This is a genomic window from Desulfuromonadales bacterium (assembly GCA_035620395.1).
In the GTDB taxonomy this organism is placed as follows: domain Bacteria; phylum Desulfobacterota; class Desulfuromonadia; order Desulfuromonadales; family DASPGW01; genus DASPGW01.
Map to the genome: position 1 here is coordinate 1 of DASPGW010000247.1, position 6,790 is coordinate 6,790.

Consider the following 6,790-nt stretch of genomic DNA (forward strand, 5'->3'; position numbering starts at 1 on the left):
AACCTGAAGCAGCTGGATCTCGCCCTCCCCCTGGGACGGTTGGTCTGCGTCACCGGGGTCTCCGGCAGCGGCAAGAGCAGCCTGGTGCGCGGCGTGCTGCACGACAACCTGCATTCGCTGCTGGCCAAGAGCGGCAAAAAGGAAAGGGCGCAGCAGCCACCTCCGCCAGAGCAGCGTCAGCGGCGGCGGCCGGATGCTGCGCCCCTACGAGGATGCGCCGAAATCCGCGGCTGGGAGCAGCTCGGCCGCGTCCTGGAGGTCGACCAGACGCCCATCGGCAAAACCCCCCGCTCCTGCCCGGCCACCTATGTCGGCTTCTGGGACGAGATCCGCCGCCTCTTCGCCGGCACCCCCGAGGCGCGCATGCGCGGCTGGGGGCCGGGGCGCTTTTCCTTCAACGTCAAGGGAGGGCGGTGCGCCGAGTGCGAGGGACAGGGGGTGAAGAAGATCGAGATGAGCTTCCTCCCCGACGTGCGTGTCCCTTGTGAGGTCTGCGGCGGCGCCCGCTTCACCCCGGAGACGCAGTTGGTCGCCTTCAAGGGGAAAAACATCGCCGAGGTGCTGGCGATGAGCGTCGACGAGGCAGTGGAGTTCTTCCGCGCCCAGGCGAAGATCCACCACGCCCTGCAGCTCTTGCAGGACGTCGGCCTCGGCTACCTCACCCTCGGCCAGCAGAGCCCCACCCTCTCCGGCGGCGAGGCGCAGCGCATCAAGCTGGTGACCGAGCTGGCCAAGGCCAGGCCGACCCTGACCCGCGCCGGCCACACCCTCTACCTGCTCGACGAGCCGACCATCGGCCTGCACATGGCCGACGTCGAGAAGCTGATCCGCGTCCTGCACCGTCTGGTCGAGGCGGGGAACACCGTAGTGGTCATCGAGCACAACCTCGACATCGTCGCCGAAGCCGACTGGATCGTCGACCTGGGACCGGAGGGAGGGGATGAGGGGGGGCGGATCGTCGCCGAGGGGGCGCCGGAGGCGGTGGCGAAGGTGAAGAAGGGATCGCACACGGCGCGGATACTGGCAGAGTTTTTACGAGAGAGGAAGGCTGACCGCCCTGGAAAGACACGATGAAAAAAGGATTCCCATACGGCGCAAATTCTGGCAGGATTCGCCAAAGCGGAACCGACACGACTTTTGAAAGACCCTATGAAAAAATGATGTATAAAATTCTGATCATCGATGACGACAAGGCCTTTCTGGCTTTTCTCGAGACCTACGTCCGCGAACGCTGTCCCGACCTGCAGGTACAGACCTGCCTTGACCCGGTGCAGGGACTGGCCGCCATCGACGCCGACCTCGGGCTGCTGCTGATCGATCTGGAGATGCCCGGCATCGACGGAACCAAGATTCTCGCCTACGCCACCGGCAAGGGGCTGAGCAAGAACCGGATCATCATCCTCTCCGGCCGCGACGCCGACTACCTGCACCAGCGCTTTCCGATGGGAAGTTGCCTGGCGGTGCTCAACAAGTACGAGGCGAAGCAGAAGGCGGTGCTCGATATGGTTTTCGATTCGCTGCAGCAGAAGTGCGGGTGTTGAGATGCGGCTGGGTGCGGAAATGCCAAAAGCCTGCGCAGGGCAGGCTTTTGGACAGCAGAGGCGGGTTCAGAGCTGTTTGGTCTGGCCGGAAAAGCGCTCAGGAACCTAAAACGGCCGCGAACTTGATCAGGTAGCAGGTGCCGAAAGCAAGCGTCCCCACCAGGAGCGGGGTGTACACGTTGGCCACCAGGGCATCGCGCATCCAGATGGGTTCCTGGGGCTTTCGGGAGCCCCAACGAAGCACCAGAAACAAAAGTACTGAAATACCCAGAAGGACCGTGCCGGCAAACAAATCGATCATAACTGACTCCTTGGAGTAATGGTATGACCATTTGTAGCACAGGAGCGTTACCGGATCCTTTCCGGGTCATTACATTATTGTAGGGTCCTCGTTTTTCAGGTTTATTTCGAAAACAGCCCCCCCTTCTGCACGATTTTGCGCGGCAACGTCGCCGCCATGGGCCTTGATAACCGCCCGTACCAGGCTCAGGCCGAGCCCCATCCCCTTGGTGTTGTCGTGACGTCCCCGGTAGAGGCGCTCCCAGATCCGGTCCATATCCGCCGGGTCGATGCCGATGCCGGTATCTGCCACCCGAATGCGGATCCACGCCGGTTCTGCCGTCAGAATCAAGTCCACCCGTCCGCCGGCAGGCGTGTATTTGACGGCGTTGTCGAGCAGGTTTGCCAGCGCCTGGCTTAACCGTTCAGGGTCAAGATTGGCACGGATGTGAGGGGCAATGGATGTTGTCACCTCCACGCCTTTTTCCTCCGCCACGTAGCGGTACATCTCCGCCACGTTGCCGACCAGTGCGGAAATATCCACTTCCTTGCGGTTCAGCTGCATCATCCCGGTTTCGGCCTCGGAGATATCCATCAGCATGTTGAGCATGCGGAGGATCTGGTCCGATTCTTCGATGCAGTCCTGAAGGGCATCCTGGTAGGCCTGCAGACCGGCATTGCGCTGCAGTGCATTCTCGGCAAGATTGCGAAACCTGGTCATGGGCGTGCGCAAATCATGAGCCACGGCATCCAGGGCGTTCTTCATGCCGTCGATCAGGGTCCTGATCTTCTCCAGCATCTCGTTGAAGAGGCGGCCCAGATCATCCAGCTCGTCCCTCTTGTAGGTCCGGGGTGCGCGGGCTTCCAGTTGGCCGGAATTGATCGCCGTCACGGTCTGGACAAGGTGCCGCACCGGCCGCAGAGAACGGTGAGCCAGCAGCGCCCCGCCTGCCAACCCGAGAGCCATCAACGGGATACTCGCAAAGAGGAAGGTTTCCTTGAGCCGTGCGAGTGTCGTCTCGCGATCCTCGGTGCTGATGCCGACCTGGAAGCGAAAACCATCCGGCAACTCTGCGCTGAGAATCTCCAGCTCATAGGCTCTCCCCAGGGAGAGCAGGCTCGTCCAGTTGCCGGGGGAGGCGGGAGGCTGATTTTCCAGCGTTGCCAGATCGAACTCCAGCCAGTATTGCGGGAAATAGATCCGGACGGTCTTACCGGCCTGGCTGACCACGCGGGTGAAAAAGGGGTTGTTCTTGCGAAACTGGTCGTTTTTCAGGACGGTCTGCTCGAAAGAAGCCACGCCGCCTTCGAGGTACTGGGCGCGCAGGCTTTGCAGCTCGACCGACACCTGATAGCGATCGTTGCGTGCCAGCGTGGTGGACAGAAAAAAATGAGAGATCACCATCAGGGCCAGAAAGCTGAGCAGCATCAGCAGCGAATAGCCGGCGGCGATGCGCAAGCCGATGGTGCTATTGATTTTTTTCCACGGGAACCTGAAGGACATAGCCGATGCCGCGAATGGTTTGAATCAGTTTGGCAGAGAAATCCCGGTCAATCTTGTTTCTCAGCCGGCAGACCAGAACGTCCACGACGTTGGTCTGCGGGTCGAACCGGAAATCCCAGATGTGCTCCAGGATCATCGTCTTGGAGAGGATCTGGCCCGGGTACCGCATCAGATACTCCAGCAGGGCATATTCGCGGGGCTGCAGCTCGATTTGCCGGCCGGCGCGGGACACTGCATGCCGGAGCAGATCCATGGTCAGGTCGCCGCAGGTCAACCGGGTCACCTCCGTGCTTCCCGTCGCCCGGCGCAGGACCGCCTGGGTCCGGGCCAGCAGTTCGGCAAACAGGAACGGCTTGACCAGATAGTCGTCCGCCCCCCGCTGCAGCGCGGCCACCCGCTCGTCCGCTGTCTGCTTGGCGCTCAGGATCAGGATGGGGGTATTGATGCGGCGATTGCGCAGCTCGACCAGCAGGCTGATGCCGTCCAGCCTGGGCAACATGATGTCCACGACGGCGACATCGTAGGGGACGGCTTGAGCCATCTGCAGACCCTCCTCGCCGTCCAGGGCATGGTCCACCGCAAAACCGGCTTCGCGGAAGCCTTTGACAATGAAATCGGCGATATTTCGATCGTCCTCAACCAGTAGCAAGCGCATGGGATGGATACCTGTCAAGAATTTCGTTGCAGAGCTCAATAAACAGCCGGGTCCCCAGGGGACCCGGCCGTTCTCTCCGACCGCAAATCACTGCATAAAGATGATTATTGTGGGGCCGGTCCACTCCGACCCCTCAGCTATTCAGCTGTACTTTCGGTGAATTGACCCGACCGGCCCGAACTCACAGGGTTTGCCAAGGGTCAAATCGGCTTCGGCCTGCAGAGGTTCTCTTCATCGTGGACGCGCGCACCGCAGTTGGTGCAGACATACCGGGGATTCTCGAAAATCTTCTCGATTTCCGGATTCATCACCTTGTACTTCAACTGACAGGCGTGCAGATCGCAATGTTCTTCGGGGTTTACGCAGTCGTTTTCGGCCATGGTTTTGCCTCCTGTGTTTTTTTAAATATTAACGCATGACGCCGCGCCGTCAACGACTCTCCCCGCAACAATGCAGAATCCTTTCAGGGGGTTTGCCGGGCAGAGATGCCGGACTCCTGCTGAAAATCATGCAGCGGAACCTGCACGACCAGCATGCCGATCGAGGTCACGGCCAGCAGCAGCAGAAAGGCGGCGCCCATGGCGACCCGTTTGACCGGCGCTACCGAATAGTAGCGCGCCTTCTCGGTTTTGGACCGTTTGGACGCCGAATGGATCTGCAGGCTGCCCATGATGACGATCAGGGCAATCAGCGGCGACCAGGTCAGCCAGAACAGGCCAACCGCCCCCGCCAGGCCGACAAACCACAGCTTGGGGCTGATGACGCCGATGATCCGCCCGCCGTCCAGCGGCGAGATGGGCAGCAGGTTGAACAGGTTGAGGAGAAAACCGGACGAAGCCAGGGCGTACCAGAAGGGGTTGCCGGTAGCCAGGCCCGCCCCGGCGCAGCCGATGGCCCCGAGGGTGCCCAGCAGAGGCCCTCCGTAGGCCGCCACGGACTCGGAGAAGGCGTTGTCGGGCAACTCCTTCATGCCGATGTAGGCGCCGAAAAAGGGGATGAACATGGGTGCCGAGGCCTTGACCCCCAGCATGCGCAGGGCGGCGACGTGCCCCATTTCGTGGACAAAGATCAGGGCGACGAACCCGGCGGCAAAGGACCAGCCCCAGAAGATGGCATAGGCCCAGATGCTGATCAGCATGGTGATGAAGGTTTTGAACTTGCCGATCTGGAGGACCAGGGCCAGGTACTTGAGCTTGCTGAACAGGAACAGCAGAAGAAGCCCGAGCGGACCGAACTTTCGCAGAAAGCCTCTGCCTGCCGGCTGTCCGCCGGCATATCCAGTGGCCTCCGGGCGGTGGGTGATAAAGTCTTCGCCCCCATCGGCGGGGCGGGTTGCAACGTAGAAAGGTTGGCTTCCCAGGGCAGCCGCTTCAGCTGCAGTTCGGGCTTCTTGCCCGGCCAGGGTCTCTTTTGCTGGTTGGTGCAGGGAATCTCGCATGTTCTTTCCTGGTGAGTTTTTGGGGCTCATTTTACACTACTCGCTGGAAGAAGTGCGAGTGTTTAAAATGCGAGCGACAGCATGGAGCCGTGCCGGGGGGTTGCAGATTGACCGGCAGTCTGTAAACTTTCGAAAACCTCAAACCATCACCCACCCTTTCGCCACAGGAGGAAAGCATGTCCGTTCCCTATCCCGACCTGCCCTATGCCAAGAACGCCCTCGAACCCTACATCAGCACCCGCACTTTCGAGTACCACTACGGCAAGCACCACAAGGCCTACGTGGACAACGCCAACAAGATGCTCGAAGGGAGCGAACTGGCCGGCAAGGACCTGGTGACCATCATCCAGGCCGCCGCCAAGGACCCCGCAAAAAAAGGGCTCTTCAACAACACCGCCCAAGCCTGGAACCACGCCTTTTTCTGGCAGTGCATGAAGAAGGGGGGCGGCGGCAAGCCGACGGGGAAAATTGCCGAGCGGATCACGGCCGACTTCGGCAGCTACGAAAAATTCGCCGAGGCCTTCAAGAACGCCGGGGCAACCCAGTTCGGCAGCGGCTGGGCCTGGCTGGTGGAGAAGGGCGGCAAACTGGAGATCATGCAGAGCGCCAATGCCGACACCCCCGTCGCCCAGGGGATCAAGCCTCTGCTGGTGGTCGACGTCTGGGAACACGCCTACTACCTCGATTACCAGAACCGCCGGCCCGACTTTCTCCAGGCCTTCATCGATCACCTGATCAACTGGGATTTCGCCAACGCCAACCTTGGCTGATTTCACTTTCGCAGGACCGTTGCCCATGGGTCGCCAGACCCATGGGCAACTGCTTTCTAGGGCAGGCTGATTTTGTAGATGTCGCCGGCGCCGAAGTCAGCCAGATAGAGGTTGCCGGCCTCGTCCTCGCCGAAGCTGGAGATCTGCAGCGCCGTGTCGAGAAGCAGCTGGTTTTCCCAGACTGCGCCGTTTCTCCTGAGCCCCCAGAGCCGGCCGGTGCAGAAGTCCGCGTAGAAGTAGATCCCCTGCAGGGCCGGGTGCTCGGCGCCCCGGTAGACGAAGCCACCGGTGACCGAACAATCCCCGGCGCCGTGGCGGTATTCCGCGACCGGCAGGGTCAGGCCGGTTCGGTCGCAGGCCGGGCCGAGAAAACAGGAAGTTCCCTCCATGATGTTCCACCCGTAATTCTCCCCTCCCGTACTCGCTGCCGTCTGGAAATTCACCTCTTCGACCAGGTTCTGGCCGACGTCGGCGATGTAGAGGTCGCCCGTCTTGCGGTCGAAGCAGTAGCGCCACGGGTTGCGCAGGCCGAGCTGCCAGATCTCCGGCGCCGGCTTCTCGGCGTCGACGTCCATGCGCAGCATCTTCCCGAGCAGGTGCTTC

The 6,790-nt window shown here is 61.2% G+C and carries 9 protein-coding genes; 3 read left to right on the plus strand and 6 right to left on the minus strand.

Annotation, left to right across the window (positions count from 1 at the left end):
* Positions 1-1,074, plus strand: a 1,074-nt coding sequence (locus tag VD811_13510; GenBank protein ID HXV21999.1) for a hypothetical protein, incomplete at its 5' end; no start/stop codon positions are given.
* A gap of 86 nt (positions 1,075-1,160) precedes the next feature.
* On the plus strand, positions 1,161-1,541 hold the full coding sequence (locus tag VD811_13515; protein HXV22000.1) for a response regulator: 381 nt from the start codon (positions 1,161-1,163) through the stop codon (positions 1,539-1,541).
* A gap of 97 nt (positions 1,542-1,638) precedes the next feature.
* Here VD811_13515 and VD811_13520 read toward each other — a convergent pair whose 3' ends face one another.
* The 5 genes from VD811_13520 to VD811_13540 all read right to left on the minus strand — a co-directional run bounded on the left by VD811_13520 (position 1,639) and on the right by VD811_13540 (position 5,417).
* Positions 1,639-1,842, minus strand: a complete 204-nt coding sequence (locus tag VD811_13520) for a hypothetical protein (GenBank protein ID HXV22001.1) — start codon at positions 1,840-1,842, stop codon at positions 1,639-1,641.
* Between the two features lie 69 nt (positions 1,843-1,911).
* The gene (locus VD811_13525; protein HXV22002.1) at positions 1,912-3,324 is read right to left on the minus strand and encodes a HAMP domain-containing sensor histidine kinase; all 1,413 of its coding nucleotides are present in this window, start codon (positions 3,322-3,324) and stop codon (positions 1,912-1,914) included.
* Positions 3,290-3,979: a response regulator transcription factor gene (locus tag VD811_13530; protein ID HXV22003.1), complete on the minus strand. Its 690-nt coding sequence runs from the start codon at positions 3,977-3,979 to the stop codon at positions 3,290-3,292. The genes VD811_13525 and VD811_13530 overlap by 35 nt, the downstream gene beginning before the upstream one ends.
* Positions 3,980-4,179: 200 nt before the next feature.
* On the minus strand, positions 4,180-4,359 hold the full coding sequence (locus tag VD811_13535) for a hypothetical protein (GenBank protein ID HXV22004.1): 180 nt from the start codon (positions 4,357-4,359) through the stop codon (positions 4,180-4,182).
* A gap of 83 nt (positions 4,360-4,442) precedes the next feature.
* On the minus strand, positions 4,443-5,417 hold the full coding sequence (locus VD811_13540) for a site-2 protease family protein (GenBank protein ID HXV22005.1): 975 nt from the start codon (positions 5,415-5,417) through the stop codon (positions 4,443-4,445).
* Between the two features lie 176 nt (positions 5,418-5,593).
* Here VD811_13540 and VD811_13545 point away from each other — a divergent pair, with 176 nt between their 5' ends.
* Complete coding sequence (locus VD811_13545) at positions 5,594-6,187, plus strand: superoxide dismutase (GenBank protein ID HXV22006.1); 594 nt, start codon at positions 5,594-5,596, stop codon at positions 6,185-6,187.
* A 56-nt stretch (positions 6,188-6,243) separates the two neighbouring features.
* Here VD811_13545 and VD811_13550 read toward each other — a convergent pair.
* Positions 6,244-6,790: PQQ-dependent sugar dehydrogenase (locus VD811_13550; GenBank protein ID HXV22007.1), on the minus strand; the 547-nt coding region annotated here is incomplete at its 5' end.

Coding starts and splice junctions, on each gene's coding strand:
- VD811_13540 (HXV22005.1), bottom strand. CDS start 5,417: ATGCGAGATTCCCTGCACCAACCAGCAAAAGAGACCCTGGCCGGGCAA.
- VD811_13515 (HXV22000.1), top strand. CDS start 1,161: ATGTATAAAATTCTGATCATCGATGACGACAAGGCCTTTCTGGCTTTT.
- VD811_13535 (HXV22004.1), bottom strand. CDS start 4,359: ATGGCCGAAAACGACTGCGTAAACCCCGAAGAACATTGCGATCTGCAC.
- VD811_13530 (HXV22003.1), bottom strand. CDS start 3,979: ATGCGCTTGCTACTGGTTGAGGACGATCGAAATATCGCCGATTTCATT.
- VD811_13545 (HXV22006.1), top strand. CDS start 5,594: ATGTCCGTTCCCTATCCCGACCTGCCCTATGCCAAGAACGCCCTCGAA.
- VD811_13520 (HXV22001.1), bottom strand. CDS start 1,842: ATGATCGATTTGTTTGCCGGCACGGTCCTTCTGGGTATTTCAGTACTT.
- VD811_13525 (HXV22002.1), bottom strand. CDS start 3,324: ATGTCCTTCAGGTTCCCGTGGAAAAAAATCAATAGCACCATCGGCTTG.